1 protein-coding gene and 1 pseudogene are annotated in these 1,417 nt (G+C 77.1%); both read right to left on the bottom strand.

Going from position 1 to position 1,417, the window contains the following annotated elements; all coding sequences use genetic code 11:
• Nucleotides 1-1,023, bottom strand: a 1,023-nt coding sequence (locus tag ACVNF4_RS36000; RefSeq protein WP_461807031.1) for an ATP-binding protein, incomplete at its 3' end; no start/stop codon positions are given.
• Nucleotides 1,024-1,150: 127 nt separating this feature from the next.
• Nucleotides 1,151-1,417, bottom strand: a pseudogene (locus ACVNF4_RS35995) (amidohydrolase family protein); the annotation flags it as partial.

Genomic DNA, 1,417 nt, shown 5'->3' with positions numbered 1-1,417 from the left:
GGGGTCGTCGGTGAGGGCGGCGGCGAGGTCGCGGTGGGCGCGCTGGCGTTCGTGCGCGGGGGCGGCGTGGTAGCAGCCGGCGCGGGCCAGGGGGTGGCGGAACAGGACGCGGCCGTCGGCGACCGTGACGAGGCCGGCCTCTTCGGCGGGGGCCCAGGCCGTGAGGTCTCCCCCGGCGCCGGCGGCGTCCATGACGGTGACGAGGTCGTCGTACTGGGAGGCCGCCGCGTACAGGAGCAGGCGGCGGGTGGTGTCGGGGAGGGCGGGCAGGCGGGCCGCGTACAGGCGCTGGATGCGTTCGGGCTGCGGGAGGCCGCCGCCGGGCAGGACGCAGTTCTCCGCGGCGCGGGACAGTTCGATGACGGCGAGGGGGTTGCCGTGGGCCTGGCGCAGGAGTTCGCTGCGGGCGCGGCCGGTGGGGGCGTGCGGCTGGGCGTCGAGTAGTTCGGCGGCGGCGCGCTCGCCGAGGGGTCCGAGGAGCAGCGTCGGCAGGTCGTCGGGGACGCCGCCCGGGGGTGTCTGGCCGCGGGCGGCGAGCAGGACGGGGATGCCGGGGGTGCGGCGGAGCACGAAGCCGAGGACGTCGAGGGAGTCGCGGTCGGCGTGCTGGACGTCGTCGGCGACGAGGAGGAGGCGGCTGTGGCGGGCGGCCTCGGTGAGGAGGGTGAGGACGGCCATGCGCAGGTGCGTGGGGGCGGCCGGGGTGTCGGCGGGGGTGATGCCGAACGCGGTGTCCAGGGCGGTGCGCTGGTGGTCGGGCAGGGCGTCGGCGTGGCCGAGGACGGGCAGGAGGAGCTGGTGGAGGGAGGCGAAGGAGTGGTGTGCCTCCGCCTCGCTGCCCCGGGCGGTCAGGACCGTGGTGCCGGCGCGGCGCGCGGCGTCCGCGACGACCGTGAGCAGCCGGGTCTTGCCGGTGCCGGCCTCGCCGAGCAGGAGCAGGGTCCTGCCGCCCGATACGGTGTCCTGGAGTCGGGCGAGTTCGGCGCTACGGCCTCTGAGCTGCCCTTCGGTGTTCTGTGCCACCCCTCCATCATCGCCTGTCCCGGCCGGACGGCGCGGTCCGGGTTGCCGGACCGGCCCGGGGCGACGCCGCCGCAGCAGCCCGTCCGGCCGGGAACTCGGCACACCGCACGGGCAGTTGGCCCCCGGGTCAGATCCGGGGCCGGACCCGGCGTCCGCGCAGGATCACCGCCGTCGGCCGGTCGAGGACGCCGAGGTCGGTGCGGGGGTCGCGGTCGTAGAGGACGGCGTCGGCGGGGGCGCCCGGGACGAGGCCGGGCAGGCCGAGCCAGGTGCGGGCGGTCCAGGAGGCGGCGGCCGAGGGCGTCGAACCACATCGAGGACGGGCCGGGGAGGATGCGGATGCCGTGGCCGGGCCAGATGGGGTTCCAGTTCTGGATGCCCTCGGTGTAGTGCC

The organism is Streptomyces sp. S6, assembly GCF_054880855.1.
Note: the sequence above shows the minus strand (reverse complement) of the source record. Positions and strands in the feature narration are given on the sequence as shown.